Genomic DNA, 20617 nt, shown 5'->3' with positions numbered 1-20617 from the left:
GCCGGGGTATCAACAGCAATAGAAGAGGGAGAGCCCAGGCTCTCCCTCTTTGTCATTCAGCCTTGTGACTCAGCGTTCAGCAGGCAGCAATCCCCGCTCGACCCAGCCCAGCACTTGTCTGCTCAGCGCCTGCGGCACCCAGGGCGAATCGCTCAATCCTTCTCTGACGCAGGCGGCAAAGTGATCCGCCTCGTGCTGCATGCCGCCGCCCCCGACCGGCAACGCAATGTCGTGCGGCCAGGCTGGCAGAGGGTCACCGCCCCGCCAGACGATCTGCTGGGGATTCCACCACTTGCCCACCAGCTCCAGCGCCCAGCCGGGCCCGGACAGCCAGGCCGACTTGTCGAGATCCGCCACGATGGAGGCGGCCAGTTCGGCCTTGAGCGGGCCGACAAAATCAAAGCGGGCGGCTTCGTCCACCTCGCCCGCCTGACGAGACAGCGTGACCTCGGGCTCACCCGCCGCCAGCCCGAGCTGGTGACACAAGGCGGCATAGAGCCAGAGCGGATAGACCCCCACATCCCAGGCGGCGCCGCCGGCCAGCGCCGGGTCGAACAGCTTGCCGTCCCGCGTCTGCACCGAGCCAAAGGCGGCCCGCAGTCTGTCGGGAGCTGGCAGGGCCGCAAGCCGCCCCAGCAATTCGCGCATGGCGGGGAAGCACATCACCTTCATCGCCTCCATCAACAGCAGGCCCCGCTCGGCGGCGAGCCGCACCAGCCGATCCCAGTCCGCCACCCGGGTCACCGCCGGTTTTTCCACCAGCACGTGCTTGCCCGCCAGCAGCATGAGTTCGATCAGGGCGGCGTGCTCCGGGTGGATCACCGCCACATAGACCGCCTCCACCTGGGGGCTGGCCGCCAGCGCCTGATAGCTGCCATAAGCCTGGGGCAGCCCCTGCTCATCGGCGAAGGCCTGCGCCCGCGCTTGATCGCGGGCGGCGATCGCCACCACCCGGCTGCCACTGGCGTGCTCGTTCACATCCTGACAAAAACGGCGGGCAATGGCCCCCGCCCCGGCAATCCCCCAGCGCAGCGGCTGGTCGCTTGATCTCTGTTGCATCCCTGTTTCCTTATGCTGTCTGCCGGTCGGTCATCATGCCTTCGCCAGGCTGCGCAACCAGCGGATCTCGTCGCCCCAGATGGACTCGTCGATGGTCTCAAGGATCAGCGGAATGCCGTCGAAGCGATCGTCATTCATGATGTGATGGAACACCGCCTCCCCCAGGTTCCCCTCGCGCAAGCTGTGGTGGCGATCGACCCGGCTGCCGAAGGTACACTTGGCGCCGTTGATATGCATCCCCTTCAGGTACTGAAAGCCGACCGTCTGTTCGAACTCGGCAAAGACGGCGGCGCAAGCGTCTGCGGTACGCAGATCATAACCGGCGGCAAAGGCGTGGCAGGTGTCAAAACAGATGCCGACCCGGCTCTTGTCTTCCACCCCGTCGATGATGGTGGCCAGATGCTCGAACGACCAGCCGAGGTTGGTGCCCTGACCGGCGGTGTTTTCGATCACCGCCGTCACCCCCTGGCTGCGCTCCAGCGCCCAGTTGATGGATTCGCTCACCAGCTTGAGGCTGGCCGCCTCCGGGATCTGCTTCAGGTGGCTGCCCGGATGAAAATTGAGGTAGCAGAGCCCCAGCTGTTCGCAGCGTTTCATTTCGTCCAGAAAGGCGTCACGGGACTTGGCGAGACCGTCGGGGTCGGGATGACCCAGATTGATGAGGTAGCTGTCATGGGGCAGGATCTGCTCGGGGCGAAAGCCCCCCTTCTCGCAGGCCAGCTTGAAGGCGTGGATGCTGGCCTCGGAAAGCGGCGCCGCCTGCCACTGGCGCTGGTTCTTGGTAAACAGGGCGAAGGCATTGGCGCCGATGGCCTGGGCACGGGCGATGGTGTTCTCCACCCCGCCGGCCGCACTGACGTGGGCTCCGATAAATTTCATCTCATCTCCTCTGCACTGTTGCTGGCTCTGGCCGCGCAGCAAAGGGGCGACCAACATGGGGCGCCATTATGCCCAAGCCCGCCCCTTGCGCCAAACCGGGATTGTCGATGGCAACCATAGAGAGGCCCGCAGCACCGGCCGCCGATGAGCGGAACGTCAACGAGTCAATCGGCCGCGTCGCTCCCGATGCTTGGCTGCCCGCCATCGCGTAGTCCGTCAGGCTCCAGGGCTGATGCCAGAATGCCGCTCAACCACTGGATGAACGCCTGCACCCGGGGGGCCAGCTGACGGCGATGGGCATAGAGGGCGTGAATGGGTAGCGGCGGCGCCTGCCACTTTGGCAGGATGGCCACCAGCTCGCCGCTGGCCAGCAGTGGCTCCACCCCGACTCGCGGCAGCTGGATGATGCCAAGCCCGGCCAGCGCCGCCGCCAGATAGGATTCGCTGTCGTTCACCGTGAGCGCCCCGCTCATCGCCAGCACGGCGCGAGAGCCATCCGCCTGCAGATACTCGAAACCGCTCTCCCTGGGTCCGCTGCCGCCACCGTAGTGCACCAACCGATGGTCGCTCAGCTCGCTCAGGCTGCGCGGCGTTCCATGGCGGGCCAGGTAGCCAGCGCTGGCACAGTTGATCTGGCGGTAGTGGCCGAGGGGGCGCGCCACCAGGCTGGAGGACTCGAGTGCCCCGACCCGGATCACGCAGTCAAAGCCCTCCCGTACCAGATCGACCCGCCGGTCCGTGCTGCTCAGCAGCAGTTGCAGGTCGGGGTGGGCCGCAAGCCAGGCGGGCAGCGCCGGGATCACCAAATGGCGGGCCATCCGGCTCGGCATGTCCACCCGCAGCTGGCCGCTCAGCTGCCCCTGCTGGCGAAACAGCGCGTTGAACTCCTCCATGTCCGCCAGCAGATCCTGACAGCGGGCGTAACAGAGCTTGCCATCCGGGGTCAGCTGCACGCGCCGGGTGGTGCGGTGCAGCAAGCGGGTGCCCATCTGCTCCTCCAGCCGCCGAATGGTCGCCGAGAGCGTCGCCTTGGGGACTCCTAGCTGTTCGGCACTGCGGGTAAAGCTCTCCAGCTCCGCCACCCGCACAAACATCCTCATCGCATCCAGTTGATCCATCCCGCCATTGTCTCGCCAATTGGAACAGTGCATTCATTATCACCTTATTTATCCAATCAACAACGGACAATAGAGTGATCACACCGGCTCATCCCGAGCGCATTACCCACAGACAGGAGTTCCCACATGGCCCACCCCATCGCACTCATCACCGGCGCCAGCCGCGGCCTTGGCAAACAGGCGGCGCTGGCCCTCGCCGCCCGCAGCATCGATCTCATCATCACCTATCGCAGTCAGGCCGATGAAGCGGCGGCCGTGGTGGCCGAGGCGACCGCACTCGGCGTCAAAGCCCACGCCTTGCCCCTTGATGTGGCCGACAGCAGCAGCTTTGCCGCCTTCGCCAGCCAAGTGCGCGAGCAGCTGGGCGCATGGCAGCGCCAGCAGATCGATTTTCTGGTCAACAACGCCGGCATCGGCATTCACGCCACCATAGAGCAGACCACCGAACAGCAGTTCGACACCCTGTTCAACATTCACCTGAAGGGGGTGTTCTTTCTAACGCAACAATTGCTGCCGCTGATCCGTGATGGCGGGCGCATCCTCAACCTGTCGAGCGGGCTCACCCGCTTTGCGCTGCCCGGTTATGCCGCCTATGCGGCCATGAAGGGGGGTGTCGAAGTGCTGACCCGCTACCTGGCCAAGGAGCTGGGGCCGCGCGGCATCGCCGTCAACGTGGTGGCGCCGGGGGCCATCGAGACCGACTTTGGCGGGGGTGTGGTGCGGGACAATCAGGCCGTCAACGACTTCATCGCCAGTCAGACCGCCTTGGGACGGGTGGGCCAGCCGGAAGACATCGGTGGCGTGATTGCCGCCCTGCTCTCCCCTGACAGCCGCTGGATCAATGCCCAGCGCATCGAAGCCTCGGGCGGCATGTTCCTCTAGACCTGTCCCCGCAGAGGATACGGCGCTGCCAGCAGGGGCAGCCCGTCAGTGGCTTAAGCTGACGTCAGGCGCCTGTCCGCAGGCGGCACACAGCGCCTGCGGCAGATGGGCGGCCAGGGTCGCAACCACTTCCACATCGACCCGGCTCTGGCTGGCCAGTTGCTGCAAAAAGCCGAGCGCCTGCCCGGCGCTCAACCCCTCCCGGTAGGGTCGGTTCTGCACCATGGCCTGGAAGATATCGGCCACCCGCAGGATCTTCGCCTCCAGCGGCATCGCTTCGGCGGTCAGGTGGAAAGGGTAACCGCAGCCATTGGGCTCTTCATGGTGATAGGAGGCCCACAGGGCGATCGCCTCGAAGCCGTCGATATGGCGCAGGATCTGATAGGTCTCGAAACTGTGGGTATTGATGATGGCCCGCTCCCGCTCATCGAGTGAGCCCGCCTTGTCGAGGATTTCGTCAGGCACCCGCAGCTTGCCAAGATCGTGCAGCAACCCGGCAATCTCCAACTGCTCGCAGTGCCCCTCTTCAATGCCCATCAGTTCGGCCAGCAGCCGGGCCAGTCTGGCCACACCGAGGGAGTGGGCCACGGTGAAGGGACTCTTGGCATCGACGATGGCCGAGAAGATCCGCGCCAGCTGCTTGAGCTCGCCGTTGCTGGTGAGACAGGGTTCCCGCTCGCTCAGCATGTCGTGCATGTAGTCGCTGATGGCACGCCCCTCCAGTTGCAGCCAGAACGCCTCCGAGCGGGACGCTAAGAGGAAGGCCGCCACCAGCTCGGGATCGAAAAACTCGCCGGCGCACGCCTCGATCCGTTGCCGGATCTCGTGGGTGTGCATCAGCAGGGAACCGTCGCCGTAATGAGGTGCCGCCAGGGCATCCACCCGGTCCACCAGAAAAATAAGATTGGCATGGCGCATCACGCCCGCCGCCAATCCAGGGGTTTGTACCAACCGGTGCCAGTGGGTGTGGTGATAACGGATGGGCTCCGCCAGGGGCGCCAGCGGTGGAAAGTCCTTGAGCAGGTCATGACCGACCTCGCAGTGGAACTGGGAGGACTCCCAGTCAAACTCGCTGACCAGATGGCAATGAATGAAGGTGGAGGAGACGCCGATGTCGTGCAGCACCCCCAGTTCGAACAGACAGGCTCGCTCGCAGGCATTGGCTCCCAGCGCCTTGCCGCACTCGGCAGCCATGATGCCGACCCGCTTGCCGTGCGCCACATCACCGATGCCGACCAGATCCAGCGACGCCGACAAGGCGTATACCACCTGGCGCAAATCAACCTGCTGGGAAACGTGCTCACCGCTGCGGGTGTATGGGGTGTTGCTGTTCATGATGCGTGTCCACATCTGCCAACGTGAAACATCCCGTGTCTGGGGCCGGGTAAACACATTGAATTTAAATCAGAATATGAACTCTGGTGGTAGCCTCACCCAGATACCCCTCATCTAATTGATAAAAAGATGAGTTGGATCAATTTGGCAAGGCACGTGCCGGTTGTGTAATAGATGTGAAAAAAAATGATGACTTGTGGTTACTTGAAACCATCATCAATAGTCATTCGGAAATGGTCTATGGTTAGAGCGAAACGGCCTCAACAGGCTGGATATCAATAAGTTGCCAATAAGGAACCCACCATGAAAGCGCTAACCTTACCCCTGTTTTACCTCTTGTCTTTACTCTTCTGCGGTCAGGCCTACAGTGCCGATGAGGTGATCCTCAGCGTCGCCGCCAAGGGTTGCTGCAACAACGCCGACAAGATGGAGTACAGCCGCGCCCAGCTGCAAGCGTTGCCGCAAGCCAGCGTCACCACTACCACTCCCTGGACCAAGGGCTCCCATGTCTATCGCGGCGTCTTGCTCAAGACGGTGCTCGATACCCTCGGCGTCACTGCCGACAAGATAAAAGTGATGGCCCAGAACGACTACTTTGCGGTGATCCCGCGGCAAGATGTCGAGAAATATCCCGTGCTGCTGGCCATCGAGGAAGATGGCAAGGCACTGACCCTGCGCAACAAGGGCCCGGTCTGGGTCATCTACCCCCTGTCGGACCACCCCGAGCTCAATATCGAGCAATATCACAGCCTGATGGTGTGGCAAGTGCTCAAGCTTGAAGGGATGTAATGATGATCAAGGGCAAGTTCCTCTCCCTTGCCTTTATCATGGTCTCCTTTCTGGGGGTGACCATCTGGTCACTCTTCAATTACGATCGCACCTTCAATGACATGGTCAAATACAACCAGCTCTCCGCCTGGTCTCTGGCCCAGCTGGAGCTGGAGCTGCACGGTTTTGACGAGCAGCTGTCGCTGTATCGCAGCGGTCAGACCGATGCCGGGCAGTTGAACAAGGCCTATGACATCGCCTGGAACCGGCTGGACATCTTCCTGACCGGACAGGAGACCGCCCTTATTCGTTCCCGCTACCAGGCCAGCGAGAGAGTCGGCGCCTTCTTTGAGGTGCTCAAGGAGTATGAGCAGGACGTGGTCAACCCCACCCCCGATTCAGCCCGGCTGGCCGAGATGGAAGGCAGAATGAACAAGCTGCTGCCTTCCATCCGGGATCTGATGGTGATGAACTTCACCGGCCCCTCCGCCATCAAGCAGCGTCAGGAGCTGCAGCAGTCCAAGGAAGGGCACGTACTGGTACTGGTCGCCCTGCTGGCCATCGGCCTGCTCATCCTGTTCGTGGTCTCCCGGGAGATGAAGCTGCAATACTTCCTGGCCTGGAATGACCCACTGACCCTGCTGCCCAACCGGGCCGCCTTCATGACCCGGCTGGAGCGGCTGGCCAAGGGCAAACAGCCCGCCGACTGTACCCTGACCATCTGCCTGGTCGAGTTGAACAACTTCAAGGAGGTCAACGACAGCCTGGGCTATGCCGCCGGAGATGAACTGCTCACCATGGTGGCCAACCAGATCAGAGAATATGCCCATGACCAGGCCTTCATCGCCCGCATGGGCGGCGATGAATTTGCCCTCTTCATCTATGGCGCCATGCCCATCGAGCACCGTGTTCCCTACCTTGTCCGGCTGCTGGATGAATTGAGGCCCACCGTCTTTCAGGCCGATCCGGCGCACCGGGTGCGCGTCAGCATGGGGATAAGCCAGCACCCCATCACGGCCCACAAGATCGAGGAGCTGATCCTGTTCGCCGACATTGCCCTCGCCAATGCCAAAAAGCTCAAGGAGAACCACCTGCAGGTGTTCAACCACCGGATGTTCGAGCACTACAGTCGCAACCGGAAACTGGCTGCCGAGCTACGCGAACATTTGAATATCATCTCCAACAGCACCCTCTATCTGCACTATCAGCCGGTGATAAAACCGGGCAATGCCTACAACATGGGGGCCGAGGTGCTGATCCGCTGGCATCACCCCGAATACGGCTTCATCAACCCGCTGGACATCATCGCCATGGCGGAGGAGAACGGCCTCGGCGAGCTGCTCGGCAAATGGATCTTCAGCCGGGTCAACCACGACATGTCGCAACTGCCGGCCAGCTTCGTGGACAAGCTGGAGCTGGCCATCAACCTCTCCAACTCCATGTTCACCCCGGCCCTGTTCCACCAGGTCAACGAGATGCTGCAACAGAGCCCGCTGCGCGCCGAACAGCTCATTCTGGAGCTGACCGAAACCATCGCACTCGACGATCTGCCGCTCAGCCAGCGCATCTTCAAGGAGCTCAAACACATCCACGTGCGCATCGCACTGGATGATTTCGGCACCGGCTGGTCCTCCTTCTCCTATCTGATGTCTCTGAGCTTTGACAAGCTCAAGATTGACAAGTCCTTCGTCAGCAACATCGAGACCGACCCGCGGCAATTCATGTTCGTCGAGTCCATCACCAAGCTATCCCATCAGCTGGGGCTGGTAGTAGTGGCCGAGGGGGTGGAGAACCTGCATGAACTGCAGCAGCTGGCCCATATCGGGGTGGACGAGATCCAGGGCTACTACTACTCCAAGCCGCTCTCCCCAGCCGAATTCTTCATCTATGCCATGACCCATCTTGCCCACAACACGGAAGAGACCGTGGACGCCAGCTATCACTGACCTCACATCCCATTGCGGACACCCTCTTTCGTCTCACCTTATCCTTCACACCAAAAACAACAGGCCCCGCCGGTGGGCGGAGCCTGTCGAATTACTACTGCTCAGTTTGTCTAGAGCGTTTTGCCGCCCGAGCTTATTACCGTCTGGTACCAGTAGAAGCTGTCCTTCTTGAGCCGGCGCAGGGAGCCGCCCTGTTCGTCACGCTCCACAAAGACGAAGCCGTAGCGCTTCTGGTAGCCGTTGAGCCAGCTCAGGATGTCGGTGAACGACCAGGCGCAATAGCCCAGCAGTTCCACCCCGTCCTGCAGCGCCTCCTGGCACGCCTTGACGTGGCTGCGCAGATAGTCGATGCGGTAGTCGTCGTGCACCCGATCTCCCTCTGCCAGCTTGTCGAACTCGCCGAGGCCGTTCTCGGTGATCATCAGCGGCAGACCGTAGCGGGAGGAGAGCCGGCGCAGGGCGATGCGCATCCCGGTCGGGTCGATGGCCCAGTCCCAGTTGCTGGTCTCAAGGTGCGGGTTGGGGGCCGTCTTGTAGAGGCCGGGAATGCCGCTCGAGGGAGTGGTACCCTTCTGCCCCGTGGTGTTGATACGCTGCAGGGTCTGGCCGCCGAGCGGGTTGTCGGTGAAGGTCAGGGTGTAGTAGTAGTTGACCCCGATGTAGTCGGGCGTCCCTTCCCGCAACAGCTCGAGATCGCCGGGCAGGATATCCGGCGCCTCGCCGGTCTCCCGCAGGTAGGCAAGCGCCGCCTGCGGATAACGGCCAAAGCAGTAGGCATCCAGCCACCAGAGGTTGGTGAACTCCTCGGCGTTTTCAAACGCCAGCATGTCTTTGGGGTCGCACGACGCCGGATAGGCGGGCGAGTAGGCAAAGCTAGGGCCGATCAGCCCCCCCGGCACGTGCTGGCGGAACGCCTTGATGACCTGGGCGTTGGCCAGGAACGCGATGTGGTTGGCGGCAAAGAAGCGCTTGCGATCCTGCACTGCGGGCGGGTGCGTGCCGAGCTGATAGGCGTTGGTCAGGTTGTAGTTCTGCTCGTTGAGCGACACCCAGTACTTCACCTTGCCGGCAAAGCGCTGATACAAGGTCACGCAGTAGTGCTCGAAATCTTCGATGATGCGTCGGTCTTCCCAGCCGCCGTATTCATCCTGCAGCACCTGGGGCAGATCCCAATGATAAAGGGTGAGCACCGGCTCTATCTGATGCGCCAGCAGGGTATCGATGAGTTTCTCGTAGAAGGCCAGCCCCGCCTCGTTCACCTCGCCGCGGCCGGTGGGATAGATGCGCGGCCAGCTCACCGAGAAGCGGTAGGCCTTGAGCCCCATTTCCGCCATCAGCGCCACATCCTCCTCCATGCGGTGGTAGTGATCCACCGCCACGTCGCCGTTGCTGCCCTCAAAGGTCTTGCCCGGCAACTTGGTGAACAGATCCCACACCGAGGGGCCCTTGCCATCGGCGTTCCAGGCCCCTTCCACCTGGTAGGCAGCGGAGGCGGCGCCCCACAGAAAATCGGCGGGGAAGTCGTTGAACTTGTGGTGATGCATCTGGGTTGCTCCTTCTGCGGCGGTGGCACCGGCCACCTCTATCGCGCCGACTGGCGGCGCCCAATGGAATTGGCATAAGCATCGAACAGTTATAAAATTCCGTCCAATGACAAATCAAACCATTCAACATTCCAAACAGGAATCATAGGGGCCGGGATGGAGTTACGGGATCTGAAAGCCTTCGTCACCCTGGGAGAAGTGCTGCACTTCGGTCAGGCAGCGGTGCGCCAGCACGTCACCCAGTCGGCCCTGAGCAAGCAAATACGGCGGCTAGAAGAGGAGCTGGGCGGCGAGCTGTTCGAGCGCAATGCCAGCAGTACCCGCCTCACCGTGCTGGGGCGGGCCCTTTACCAGGATGCCAGCGCCTTGGTGGCGGCCAGCGAGCAACTCGGTCGCACCGCCCGTGACGTGCTGGCGGGCAACAGCGGCACCCTGCGCATCGGCTTCGGGGTTGCCACCAAGATCCTGGTGCCCGCTGCCATCGCCCGTTTTCGCACCGAACGCCCACAGGTCACCATAGAGCTCAACGATCTCTCCACTCACCACCAGTTGCTGGCTCTGAACGAGGGCAAGCTGGATCTGGGTTTTTGCCGCCTGCCCACCCCCAAGGGGTGGCACTGTCTGCCGGTGGTACGGGCGCACTTTGTCGCCGTGCTGCCGGCCAGCTACGCCGGCGTGCGCGAACTGGCGGATCTGGTGGACAAGCCGCTGGCTATCTTGCGCCGGGACAAAGCCCCCTCGTTTTATGATCACCTGATGAACTATCTGGCCCAGAGCGGGCTGCGCTTTCGCGATATCCAGTACGTCAACGACTTCGCCGCCGGCGTCGCTACCGCCGCCGCCGACATCGCCTGGACCCTGGTGCCCTCCTCCACCACCATAGAGCACCCGGATGTGCTGACCCTGCCGCTGCGTGATACCGAGGCGAGCTGGATCATCGGCCTGATCCGCCCGCCCCACAGCAAGGGCCCGCTCATCGACGCCTTCTGGCAGATTGTCGCCGACCTGAGTGAGCCAGGCCCTGCGTCATAGCAGGCTAACCCCGGCTGCCGCCCGATAGACGCATGTCGTGCTGCGCAGGCAGACAGTGAGCGATGAAGGTATCTAGCGGCATCGGCTTGCCGTAGAGATACCCCTGAAAGCGATCGACCCCTGCCTTTCTTAACAGTGCTACCTGCGCCGGCGTCTCAATGCCTTCGGCAATGACGCTGGCACCAATGCGATCTGCCAGGTCCATGATATTCATCACGATCTGATAGGCCATCGTGCTCCGTTCAATGTCCTGCACGAACAATCTGTCTATCTTGATGGCACCGATAAAAGACGAATGGATGTGCTTTAGGGACGAGTAGCCAGTGCCGTAATCGTCCACGGCAAAGCAGACACCGGAAGCTTGCAGAGATCTGAATGCCCCCATCAGTACCGGCTCCGAGTGATGCAATTGTGATTCTCGCTCCACCAGCTCAAGACATAGTCTGGGTTTGTCACCTCTTTCGAACGCCTTCAAAAACGCTTCGCAGGCTGTTTTCAGGGAGGGATTGAGCAAATGTGAAAGGGTAACATTGAAATTGATGGTGAACCCCGGCGGCAGTGTGACGTCAGCCACGCTGATTTTTTCGGCAACTAATGCCATCAACCGTTCCGTCATGGGAATGATGGCTCCGCTCCGTTCTGCCTGGGTTACAAACTCAGCAGGGCTGAGCAGCCCGTATACAGGATGACACCACCTCACCAGCACTTCGCTACCAATTACCGCTTGTGACCGACTATCCACCACTGGTTGGAGATAGGGTATGAATTCATGGTTGGCAATCCCCTTGCGTATATCGATCTCAGTGAAATCAATGCTGGCAAGCCAGTGCCGTATCAGCATATATGCAACAAGCGAGAGAACCATGATGGCTACCATCAACCAGCCATAGCTATCCATCATGGCCATGATGATATAGAGGTCACCTTCAATATAAGGAACAATACCAAAACCGTATTTATCTGAGTGACTCAATACGGCAACAGGAGGAGCTCTCTCAACCTGAAGCCCCATCCCCTGCAACAACTGAGTGTCATGTATCGTGTCTATGGTCAGTTTATAATTGACGATATTGTTCAGTCTATTGTTGTCGGCAATCAGATCCGCTATATATCTTGCATCGATGAAAGCCATGACGCTGCCACTTGGGCCATGTCGAGAGAGAAAAAATACCGGATGACCGAGTATGACATCAAGATGAACACCCTCCTGCCGTGCCGACACGTTAAGCCTCGAGACAATACCAGCGACATTCAGGCTGTTGTCTTTATAGGATGAGCAAATTTCACCGGATTGATCCAGAAAAGAGTAAATCATGGCATAAGCATTACGGGTTGCGGTATCAACCAGCATCTTTGTCAGCTCGGGGCAACCCACTTTTTTACTGCGCGCCACTATGTCATCCATCCCCCCTTCCACCACTTGAAAAATATTGTTAATACCCAATATGGCTCGACGGGCATCTCTGTTGCTCTGCGCAATAACATCTCGCTTTTCATGATTGAATACTGCGTACATGGCAACGATAGAAAATATAATACACATCGCAAGGGCAACCGCATTACATATGCTCGCATTCAATCTGAACAAGCGATGATAGTGAAGCCACTTCACAATGATTGCAGGTCCATCAAGTTGACACTTCTTGGCCTGGCGTAATAAAAACCCTGCACTGCCCAACAGCCAGTGGAGAGCACTACCTCGCTCTGCCTCTTTGTTTCCACTTTGCTGACAATGGTTTTCATCCTGAAAGTCTCCTGCAATGACAACAATGCATCTTTGAAAACATTTATCTCGCTTTGCAACAAAGGGGGCGTATCAAACTTTACACAACTGAATATTCCACTCGACAGGTAACGCTCACGCCAGTCACCACCTCGCCAATCGAAGTTGTCCATCACCAAAATGACGCCATGTTCATGTAATTTCACCAGAGTACTTACTGGTAATGCACTTGATATCAAAGGATACTGGCTGACTTCTATATGGAGCCTGACACCATGCTCTAAAAACACCTCCGAAAAGTAAATCAGAGCATCCCCAAGCGCATATAACACTCTGGATTCTACTTTAAAAAATAAAGCGGTTGATTCTTCTCTCAAAGCATTCAACAGTGCATCGCTTAATTGCAACAGTGTCAATTCGACAAGCGAGATGGCATCACAACTATTGTAAAAGGCAACCGCAGACTGGGTGTCATGAGGTCGATAGAACAACTCAGATAATCGCTCATCCGCAACAACAGCACCATTTAAAGATGCATCCATATGATTTCTTATGGAATCGGCAGTGAACAACTCCTGCACAAGCGGTTTGAGCGAATGTATGATGGCTGGGTTGAACAAGGATCGGCGTTTTGCATTGAATGATTCGATTTGTTCAATCCCCATCAGTCGATAGGGTTGCAGATCAACACCCTTATCTCTGAGCTCCGCAATCAAACCAGACATAACTCCCCTCCGTGCTTTATACAATCATAAATAAGCCCATCTGAATCCAATAAGTGGTGCATACTACAATAACGTATTTCTTGATGGTTTATCCTTTTTGCCTTTTTACACAGGTATGGCAAAACTGTCACCACAAAAAAAATATATGTCGTCATAACAATTCTTGTATATCAAGCCATTCAAGAAACATGAAATAATATCTCTCTAACATTACTTTATTATTGTGGTCAGAGATGAAAAAACTTACATCCATAAAATTAAAATCACTCATCATTGCAAAAACAGTTGATGAGTTGCAAAGCATGAGCGCGGCCGCAGTCAAATTCAATTCTCACCAACCATACGTCAGCAAGATCATCAGTGATCTGGAGAAAGGTCTCGGTTTTAAAATATTCAATAGAGACAATGCCGGTGTGACCACCACAACAATGGGGAAAAACTTCATTGAAAAAGTGGATAACATTCTGATGGCTTATGGTGAACTGGATAATTTTATCGCGGGCTATAAAAACTCGGCCTGTGGTGAAGTTTATATATACGGAGATGATCTTGCCTTGAATTTCATCGCCAGCAAGATTTCACCTTGTTTGACAACAATACAGGGAGATGTCAGCATCAGACTCATTGCAACCCTGGGAGAGTATGCGCCAGATAACAATGATGAATGGGATCTGATTGTCTCTTCCACAATACCCAAGGATGATAACATCATTGTGAGAGAGATTGCCGAGATAGGCTATAACTGTTTTGCCTCACCAACCTTGTTCAATACCACTTTTCATGATCCCTCCTTCCTTAGCAAGGCAGCCTGTATCATTTGGGAAGATAACATGCTCCCTGCAAAAGATGGGAGGCAGTGGATATTTACCATCGACAAGCAACAGGTCAAAATTGATATCGCAGGCAAGATCAGTTGCAACAACATGTCAACCGCTATCGAAATGTCAAAAAATGGTCTCGGCATTATTTATGTACCCTACTACACGGTACAGGAGCATCTCGATTCAGAAAGGCTAATACCACTCTTCGATTACCGGTTGAATCATTATAAAAAGATATATCTCATTTATCGACGCAGAGACAATCAACCCTTCATCGTCAATCAGGTGATCGATCACATCACCGATTATGTGCAACATGCACTGCCGCTCACATGTTGATTATCTCGGTCTAAATTGCCTGACCACAATCCAAGAGAACATACATAGCCACGGAATATCTTGCTATCCCAGCACAAAGGCAGGTAGAACAGCGCCCCCACCCTGCCATTCTGGTGATGCCCGGCACACTCCACTGATTAAACCGCCGCAGCGTAAATATTTACACAACGCCACTGGTGTCATTGCCTGTCACCCGATGAGCCGCGAGCATTGGTGCCTGGATGAAGATGGCTATGGCAGCAGGCTCAAAGAGCGGCCCTCTTCTATTGGAATATCTACGACTTGGGGCCAGGAGGAGTGGTACAAGCGACATAACCGCCGGAGCCATCATCTTGGCCAATCACTGCTGCCAGGCGGTCTCTGGCTGTGCGACAGGCGACACACCAGATGTGGGTCTGGACTTGGCCGACAACTGGGTCACCTTGTGGAAAGCACAAGGCTTGTCTCGGGTATGCAGGGATTTTTGCTCTCTGTAGGACGACCACAGAGAAGCGTGGTGACTTTCCGGTAAGCCCAGATACAGTGGTAACTGAGCGAGAGATTCACAGAGAAGACTCCTGATCCATCCACACAAAGTGGATTACCAAGCGGTCTGAAGGGGGTAATTAGCTGTAACTTATTGAATTGCAGAAACAAGTGGTGGCCCTACCAGCCACATCCCGGCACTCGAGTCCCCCGCCTTGGCTGCTACCTTCCGGTCCTGACCAGGTCGACGGGTTATCAATGCGAGAGGACCAATAGGACCACCGGCGAGGAGAATAGGCAAACTGGCCTCTCAATGCAACGGCTTTCTGCCCTCGCTCGTGCTGTTCGCCTTATTTTTCAACAATCTGGCCAAGGGTTCAGCTAAACAGCATGAATTTGGCACCCACCAGCAGCATCAGCAGGGCGAACGCCTGCTTGAGCCGCTGGGGAGAGAGCCGGTGCGCCAGCTTGGCCCCGACCCGGGCAAACTGGGTACTGGTGAGCACGATGCCGAGCAGCGCCGGCAGATAGATGAACCCCAGGCTCCACTCTGGCAGGTCTGGATTGTTCCAGCCGGCATAGAGGTAGCTGAGGCTGCCCGCCAGGGCGATGGGCATGCTGCAGGCGGCGGAGGCCGCCACGGCGTTGCGCATCGGCACGCTGTTCCAGCTCAGATAAGGCACGGTCAGCGAGCCGCCACCGATGCCGAACAAGGCCGACATCCAGCCGATGACGGTGCCGGCGATGCCGGTGCCGAGCGCCCCCGGCAGATGACGCTCCGCCTTGGGCTTGAGGTTGAGCCCCATCTGCAGCGCCATGGTCCAGGCGAAGCAGCCGATGATGATGTTGAGGGTGCTGGCACTGAGCAGGTTGGCGGTCATGCCGCCGAGCCAGGCCCCGACCAGCATGCCGGCGCCGAGCCGGCGGATCATCACCCAGTCGACCGCACCGGCCTCCTGGTGGGCACGCAGCGAGCTGAAGCCGGTGAAGATCATGGTGGGCAGCGAGGTACCGAGTGCCAGATGGGTAATGATGTCGGGCGCAACGCCCTGGGCGTGAAAGCTCAGCACCAGCACGGGCACTATGATGAGACCGCCGCCGATGCCGAACAATCCCGCTAGCATGCCGGCGAACGCCCCCAGCAGCAGATAACCCATAAACAGCATAAAAATTCCTTCCGAGGCGGTGCAGCGAACAAATGGAGCGCTGCACATAAAAAAAGAGATGGCCCTTGGGCCATCTCTTTATTGTGCCGGTTAACTCAAGGGAATGGTACCGTCCATCACCTTGTAGAAGGCCAGCACCGCGCAACCGAGCAGGGCCGCCGTCATCCCCTGCTCCAGCCGGTTGAGGCCGCGCAGCCCGTGGTGCTGGCGCGCCTTCCAGTAGATGAAGATGCCGGGGCTGTAGAGCAGCGCCACCAGCAGCAGGTACTCGACCCCGGCGGCGTAGACCAGCCAGCAACCGTAGCCGGTAGCCACCAGCGCCAGGAACAGATCGCGCTTGCGCTGATGAGGTTGACCCGCGTAGGTCTCCCCTTTCAGCGCCAGCTTCAGCCCGTAGGCACCGGAGAAGACGTAGGGCACCAGCGCCGCCGAGGTGGCGATGTTGACCAGCGCCAAATAGGTGCTGCTCTGGAAGTAGATGATGATGAGGAAGGTCTGCACCAGGCAGGTGGAGCACCAGAGCGACACCTGCGGCGAGCCGTTCTTGTTCTCCTTGGCAAACCAGCCAGGGAACACACCGGTCTTGCCCGCGATGTAGGGCACTTCCGCCGCCAGCACGGTCCAGCTCAGCAGGGCCCCCATCACCGAGATCACCAGGCCGATGTTGATGAGCCAGGCGCCCCAGGGGCCGACCACGGCTTCCAGGATCATGGCGGTGGAGGGGTTCTTGAGGGCCGCCAGTTGCGGCTGGTTCATGACCCCCAGCGAGAACAGGGTCACCATCACGTAGAGCGCCAGGGCCCCCAGCAGCGCCAGCACGGTGGCACGGCCCACGTCCTTGCGATGACGGGCACGGGCGGAGACCACCACGGCCCCCTCGATGCCGATGAAGACCCAGAGCGTCACCTTCATGGTGGACTTGACCTGATCCATCACCGAACCCAGCTCAGGGGTGCCCTGACCCCAGATATCCAGGGTGAAGGTCTCCATGTTGAAGGCGAGCAGGATGGCCACGCAGAACACGATGAGCGGTACCATCTTGGCGATGGTGGTGACGATGTTCACCAGCGCCGCCACCTGAATGCCGCGCAGCACCAGAGCGTGCACCGACCAGATCAGGATGGACGCCAAGGTGATGGCCACCGGCGTGTTGCCGTCACCGAAGATGACCTTGTCCGGCGTGTCGAAGAAGTAGCTCAGCGCACTGAACACCACGATGGCGTAGGAGACGTTGGCCAGCAGCTGACAGAGCCAGTAGCCCCAGGCGGCGTTGAAGCCGATGAAATCGCCGAAACCGGCCTTGGCATAGCTGAAGATGCCGCCATCGAGATCCGGGCGACGCATGGAGAGGTTCTGATACACCAGCGCAAGGCAGATCATGCCGATACCGGTGATGGCCCATCCCAGCGCGACGGCCCCGGCACTGGCATGAGCGGCAATGTTTTGCGGCAGACTGAAGACTCCGGCACCGACCATGGAGCCGATCACCAGCGAGATGAGGGCACCAAGCCCCAGTTTCTTGTCCATCTCAATCCTGTTTAATTAGGCGGCGGCAGAGCGTCCGTATTCATACTGCGCGCAATATGGGAGGGGCTAGAAATCCGTACCCCGTGAAAAAGGCGGCAACTATATTGCATGACTATTCCGACCGCAATCCCTCGTACCGTCAATCATGCACCGTCTTGACCGCGCGCAATTTTACAGCACTGACCCCGAGGGCCTGTGAGCTGGTTCAAATTAAGAAAGACCCGTTGATATTTCACATTTTTCCATGACCTGAGCCCCGTTTTTACGGATCAGACCTGCATGAGAATGCAGCTTGCAGCCGAGGTCGACAAACCCGGCTGTTGACAAACGTTTCAATAAAAATGCCCCTGCGCCGAGGGCCAGGGGCATCTGCAACAGAGCGCCGATATTCAGAGGCGCAGGCCGCCGTCCAGCTCGATCATCCGCCCAGACAGATAGTCATTGGCGAGAATAAAATGCACCGTCTGGGCCAGCTGCGCCGCCTGCCCGAGGGTCCCCACCGGGATGGCCTGCTGCATGCGGGCCATCGCCTCCGGCTTCATCGCCGCCGTCATGTCGGTGGCAAACACCCCCGGAGCGATGCCCATCACTCGAATGCCGTGGCGGGCCAGCTCCTTCCCCCAGGTGACCACCAGCGAGGCCACCCCCGCCTTGCTGGCGGCATAGTTGCTCTGACCGATGTTGCCGGCGCGGGCGATGGAGGAGATGTTGATGATGACGCCCCCCTCCCCGCCGGTGGCCATCAGCGCCGCCCCCTCGCGCCCGCACAGGAAGGTGCCGGTGAGGTTGACGTCGATGACGCTCTGCCACTGGGCCAGGCTCATCTTCTCCGTCAGCGCCCCCTCCTTCACCTTGATCAGCATGCCGTCGCGCAGAATGCCGGCACAGTTGATGAGACCGTGCAGGGCACCAAACTGCCCCTGGATGGCGGCGAAGGTCGCCTCGACCTCTGGCTCGCTCGCCACGTTGCAGACGAACAGGGCGCACTGGCCGTCACGGCTGCGCACTTCCGCCTCGGTCACCTCCAGATCGGTGCGGTTGACGTCGATGAGCGCAAGTTGCGCGCCCTGCTCCGCCAGACTCAGGGCGATGGCGCGGCCCAGCCCCCTGCCCGCCCCCGTGATGGCGATGACTTTCTGTGTGATATCCATAAATGCTCCTGGTGAAATGGCCAGTGACTGTCGAGTCAAAGACTATCGGGTAAAAAGGTAGATAGCGGCCCTTAACCCGGCTCTGTTTTGTCCAGATAGAGTTCGACGATGCTGGAAAAATCCCGAGCACCCTGCCCCTTGGTTGCGTGCAGGTTGAAGAGGTTGCGGGCCAGGGCCCCCATCGGCACGGCGCTGTGGGCATGCTCGGCCAGGGCCATGGCGAGCCCTAGGTCTTTGACCATCAACCGGGTCATGAAGCCCCCCTGATAGTTGCGCGAGGCCGGTGCATTTTCCATCACCCCGGGCCAGGGATTGTAGCGCTCGAGACTCCAGTTGTTGCCCGAACTCTTGCCCATGATGGTGGAGAGCACCCCCGGATCCAGCCCCTCCTTGACCCCGAGCGCCAGCGCCTCGGCGGTGCCCGCCATGTGGATGGCCAGCAGCATGTTGTTGCACATCTTGGCGATCTGGCCGGCGCCGAGCGCCCCGGCGTGAAACAGGTTCTGCCCCATGCAGGCGAGCACAGGTTTGGCCGCCTCAAAATCCGCTTGTTCGCCGCCGACGATGAAGGTGAGCGTGCCCGCCGCCGCGCCGGCCACCCCCCCCGAGACGGGGGCATCGAGAAAACGGATGCCGCGCGCCTGCGCCGCCGCCCCCACCTGACGGGCCGAGGCCACATCGATGGTGGAGCAGTCGATGACCAGGGCGCCGAGCGGCAGGGCCGCCAGCAGATCCTGCCCGCCCCGCTCACCGGCACCCTCGCCCAGCCAGAGGCTGCGCACATGCTCGCCCGCCGGCAGCATGCTGATCACCAGCTCGCAGCCGCTCACCGCCTCGCGGGCATCGCCGGCGGCGATGCAGCCGGCCTCGATGGCGCGGGTCAGGCTCTCGGCCACCAGATCAAACACCTGTACCGTGTGCCCCGCCCTGGCCAGGTTGGCGGCCATGGGGCCACCCATGTTGCCAAGCCCGATAAATCCAATCCTTGTCATGGTCTGTTCCTTGTGTGTGATCGCCCGTCAGCAGGGACGCAGGGGGTTGTTCCCCTCGGGCCAGCGATAGAAGTCATCCAGCCAGGCCTCGCCCGCCTGCGGGGCCTGCCAGCGGGGTGATTTGTCCTTGTCGATGAGCAGGGCCCGCACCCCTTCCACGAAATCCCCTTTGAGCACGCAGTTGACCGAGAGGGCCAGCTCGTCGGCAAACACCTCGGCCAGCGACTGGCGCCGTGCCTGCCAGAACTGACGCCAGAGGATGGCGCGGCTGATGGGGCTGCCGCTCTGGCAGGTCTCCCGCGCCAGGGCCAGCGCCGCTTCGGCCAGCTCGGCCCCCTCGAGGCGTGCCAACACCCCTTGCAGGGAGCGGCCGGCCAACAGCGCATCGATGCAAGCCTGGTGGGGCAAGAGCACGGGGGCCGGCAGCGTCTGGCCAAGGGATCGCTGCAACCCGGCCAGCAGCCCCTCAATCTGCTCGCCAGTATCGGCAGAGTCAGACCAGTCGAGGGCGGCGAGGCGCGCCGGCAGCTCCGCCCGCTCACGGCTCGCCATGGCGTGATCCGCCAGACCCAGGCCGATGGCATCCGCCCCGTTGAAGCGGGCCCCGGTGAGGCCGAGCCAGAGCCCGAGCCGCCCCGGCATGCGGCTCAAAAACCAGCTGGCCCCCACATCGGGGTAGAGGCCGATGGTCACCTCCGGCATGGCGAACAGGCTCTTTTCGGTCACCACTCTAAAACCAGCCCCGGCAAAGAGGCCGATGCCGCCGCCCATGCAGATGCCGTCCGCCACGCAGATGAGGGGCTTGCTGTAGCGATGGATGTGATGATCGAGCCGGTACTCCTGCTCGAAGAAGTCGCGGGCATAGCCAAACAGTGCCGACTCGCTCGCCTCCTGTTTGCGGTAGTAGAAGGAGCGGATGTCGCCACCGGCGCAAAACGCCTTCTCACCGGCCCCCTGCAGCAGCACGCAGACGATGGACGGATCCTGCTCCCAGCGGGTCAGCGCCGCCTGCAACAACTGGATCATCTCAAGGCTCAGGGCGTTGAGGGAGGCGGGGCTGTCCAGGGTCAGCATGCCGATGTGGCGGCCATCCGCCGTGGGGTGGGTCTCGATGCGCACAGGCTCACTCATGGCGAACCCCCGCA

Annotated in this window: 17 protein-coding genes and 1 other RNA gene; 5 read left to right on the top strand and 13 right to left on the bottom strand. The window is 59.6% G+C overall.

The window, feature by feature from the left end:
* Window positions 1-69: 69 nt before the first annotated feature.
* The 3 genes from AHA_RS10635 to AHA_RS10625 all read right to left on the bottom strand — a co-directional run bounded on the left by AHA_RS10635 (window position 70) and on the right by AHA_RS10625 (window position 3056).
* Complete coding sequence (locus tag AHA_RS10635) at window positions 70-1059, bottom strand: Gfo/Idh/MocA family protein (protein ID WP_011705965.1); 990 nt, start codon at window positions 1057-1059, stop codon at window positions 70-72.
* 33 nt (window positions 1060-1092) lie between these two features.
* A complete protein-coding gene (gene nfo, locus AHA_RS10630) occupies window positions 1093-1938 on the bottom strand; it encodes a deoxyribonuclease IV (protein WP_011705964.1) in 846 nt (281 codons plus the stop codon).
* A 164-nt stretch (window positions 1939-2102) separates the two neighbouring features.
* Complete coding sequence (locus tag AHA_RS10625; protein WP_011705963.1) at window positions 2103-3056, bottom strand: LysR family transcriptional regulator; 954 nt, start codon at window positions 3054-3056, stop codon at window positions 2103-2105.
* Between the two features lie 126 nt (window positions 3057-3182).
* Between AHA_RS10625 and AHA_RS10620 the strand changes: the two genes are divergently transcribed.
* Window positions 3183-3938, top strand: coding sequence for an SDR family NAD(P)-dependent oxidoreductase (locus tag AHA_RS10620; protein WP_011705962.1), 756 nt, complete (start codon window positions 3183-3185; stop codon window positions 3936-3938).
* Window positions 3939-3983: 45 nt separating this feature from the next.
* Here AHA_RS10620 and AHA_RS10615 read toward each other — a convergent pair whose 3' ends face one another.
* Window positions 3984-5273, bottom strand: coding sequence for an HD-GYP domain-containing protein (locus AHA_RS10615; protein ID WP_164927634.1), 1290 nt, complete (start codon window positions 5271-5273; stop codon window positions 3984-3986).
* A 303-nt stretch (window positions 5274-5576) separates the two neighbouring features.
* Here AHA_RS10615 and AHA_RS10610 point away from each other — a divergent pair, with 303 nt between their 5' ends.
* Together AHA_RS10610 and AHA_RS10605 are read left to right on the top strand one after the other, a co-directional pair.
* Window positions 5577-6062, top strand: coding sequence for a molybdopterin-dependent oxidoreductase (locus AHA_RS10610; RefSeq protein ID WP_011705960.1), 486 nt, complete (start codon window positions 5577-5579; stop codon window positions 6060-6062).
* Window positions 6062-7987, top strand: coding sequence for a putative bifunctional diguanylate cyclase/phosphodiesterase (locus AHA_RS10605; RefSeq protein ID WP_164927633.1), 1926 nt, complete (start codon window positions 6062-6064; stop codon window positions 7985-7987). Before AHA_RS10610 ends, AHA_RS10605 begins: the two co-directional genes overlap by 1 nt.
* A gap of 110 nt (window positions 7988-8097) precedes the next feature.
* On the opposite strand, the gene AHA_RS10600 is transcribed toward AHA_RS10605, so the two are convergent.
* The gene (locus AHA_RS10600) at window positions 8098-9531 is read right to left on the bottom strand and encodes a glycoside hydrolase family 1 protein (RefSeq protein ID WP_011705958.1); all 1434 of its coding nucleotides are present in this window, start codon (window positions 9529-9531) and stop codon (window positions 8098-8100) included.
* Window positions 9532-9687: 156 nt separating this feature from the next.
* Between AHA_RS10600 and AHA_RS10595 the strand changes: the two genes are divergently transcribed.
* Window positions 9688-10563, top strand: coding sequence for a LysR family transcriptional regulator (locus AHA_RS10595; RefSeq protein WP_011705957.1), 876 nt, complete (start codon window positions 9688-9690; stop codon window positions 10561-10563).
* 4 nt (window positions 10564-10567) lie between these two features.
* On the opposite strand, the gene AHA_RS10590 is transcribed toward AHA_RS10595, so the two are convergent.
* Both AHA_RS10590 and AHA_RS10585 read right to left on the bottom strand, forming a co-directional pair.
* A complete protein-coding gene (locus tag AHA_RS10590; protein WP_164927632.1) occupies window positions 10568-12079 on the bottom strand; it encodes an EAL domain-containing protein in 1512 nt (503 codons plus the stop codon).
* Window positions 12080-12171: 92 nt separating this feature from the next.
* A complete protein-coding gene (locus AHA_RS10585; RefSeq protein WP_162517053.1) occupies window positions 12172-13011 on the bottom strand; it encodes an EAL domain-containing protein in 840 nt (279 codons plus the stop codon).
* A 233-nt stretch (window positions 13012-13244) separates the two neighbouring features.
* On the opposite strand from AHA_RS10585, the gene AHA_RS10580 reads away from it, so the two are divergent.
* Window positions 13245-14171, top strand: coding sequence for a LysR family transcriptional regulator (locus AHA_RS10580; RefSeq protein WP_164927631.1), 927 nt, complete (start codon window positions 13245-13247; stop codon window positions 14169-14171).
* Between the two features lie 643 nt (window positions 14172-14814).
* On the opposite strand, the gene ffs is transcribed toward AHA_RS10580, so the two are convergent.
* The 6 genes from ffs to AHA_RS10550 form a co-directional block, all read right to left on the bottom strand.
* Window positions 14815-14911: signal recognition particle sRNA small type (gene ffs, locus AHA_RS10575), an RNA gene on the bottom strand.
* Between the two features lie 102 nt (window positions 14912-15013).
* Complete coding sequence (locus tag AHA_RS10570) at window positions 15014-15802, bottom strand: sulfite exporter TauE/SafE family protein (protein WP_011705953.1); 789 nt, start codon at window positions 15800-15802, stop codon at window positions 15014-15016.
* Window positions 15803-15892: 90 nt separating this feature from the next.
* A complete protein-coding gene (arcD, locus tag AHA_RS10565; protein ID WP_011705952.1) occupies window positions 15893-17329 on the bottom strand; it encodes an arginine-ornithine antiporter in 1437 nt (478 codons plus the stop codon).
* 389 nt (window positions 17330-17718) lie between these two features.
* Complete coding sequence (locus AHA_RS10560; protein WP_011705951.1) at window positions 17719-18480, bottom strand: SDR family oxidoreductase; 762 nt, start codon at window positions 18478-18480, stop codon at window positions 17719-17721.
* A gap of 71 nt (window positions 18481-18551) precedes the next feature.
* On the bottom strand, window positions 18552-19472 hold the full coding sequence (gene mmsB / locus AHA_RS10555) for a 3-hydroxyisobutyrate dehydrogenase (protein ID WP_011705950.1): 921 nt from the start codon (window positions 19470-19472) through the stop codon (window positions 18552-18554).
* Window positions 19473-19499: 27 nt separating this feature from the next.
* The gene (locus AHA_RS10550; protein WP_011705949.1) at window positions 19500-20603 is read right to left on the bottom strand and encodes an enoyl-CoA hydratase/isomerase family protein; all 1104 of its coding nucleotides are present in this window, start codon (window positions 20601-20603) and stop codon (window positions 19500-19502) included.
* Between the last annotated feature and the right edge of the window lie 14 nt (window positions 20604-20617).

Source organism: Aeromonas hydrophila subsp. hydrophila ATCC 7966 (assembly GCF_000014805.1).
In the GTDB taxonomy this organism is placed as follows: domain Bacteria; phylum Pseudomonadota; class Gammaproteobacteria; order Enterobacterales; family Aeromonadaceae; genus Aeromonas; species Aeromonas hydrophila.
The sequence above is the reverse complement of the archived record's forward strand: the minus strand, read 5'-3'. Positions and strand labels throughout refer to the sequence as shown.